We start from the raw sequence: 549 nt of genomic DNA, 5'->3' as shown, positions 1-549 counted from the left end.
CCTTGCCTGCACCGGCCGCTGCCGGTGTAGGGGGTGGGCTGTCCTGCTGGTCCGGACGACCAGCCATCTCGAGGGCTACCGGCCCCGACCGCGCCGCGCCACTGAGCCCGCGCCCGGCGCAACCGAATCCCCGTGCGCCCCTTCTGTTCCGCCCGCGCCTGTCTCGGTGCTGAGCGCACGGAAATTCGCTTTCGCACGCCCTGGCGCGTTCTCCGCCGCGCGTCGCGCACGGTCCCGGTCTCGCGCCCTCGGCTGGTCGTCCGGACCAGCCGGCCATCCCGGCTGTCGAGGTTGCTCACGCGCCGGGGTGCTCGCCGACATCACCATCCAGACAGGAAACCACTCGTGACCGAAACCAGCGCATTCATCGACGCCATCACAGAACTCGACATCACCTTTACCACCGACCGCCGCGCCGCCCGCCGCGCGTTCCCTGCCGCGCTCTCCCTCGCCTCCACCGCAGATCGCGAGTTCTTGGACCGGCTAGTGGACACCTTCACCCTCTACCCGTTCGAGTCGGCCATGAAAAGGCTTGCCGCCCAGTACGCC

1 protein-coding gene is annotated in these 549 nt (G+C 69.8%); it reads left to right on the top strand.

Features of this window, described 5'->3' with window-relative positions; all coding sequences use genetic code 11:
* Nucleotides 1-345: 345 nt before the first annotated feature.
* Nucleotides 346-549 (top strand): hypothetical protein (locus tag GFY24_RS40930; RefSeq protein WP_153810483.1); only part of this gene is annotated, 204 nt, incomplete at its 3' end.

Origin of the sequence: Nocardia sp. SYP-A9097, assembly GCF_009649815.1 — a bacterium.
Taxonomy (GTDB): domain Bacteria; phylum Actinomycetota; class Actinomycetes; order Mycobacteriales; family Mycobacteriaceae; genus Nocardia.
This window is presented reverse-complemented; position numbering and strand designations above follow the sequence as displayed.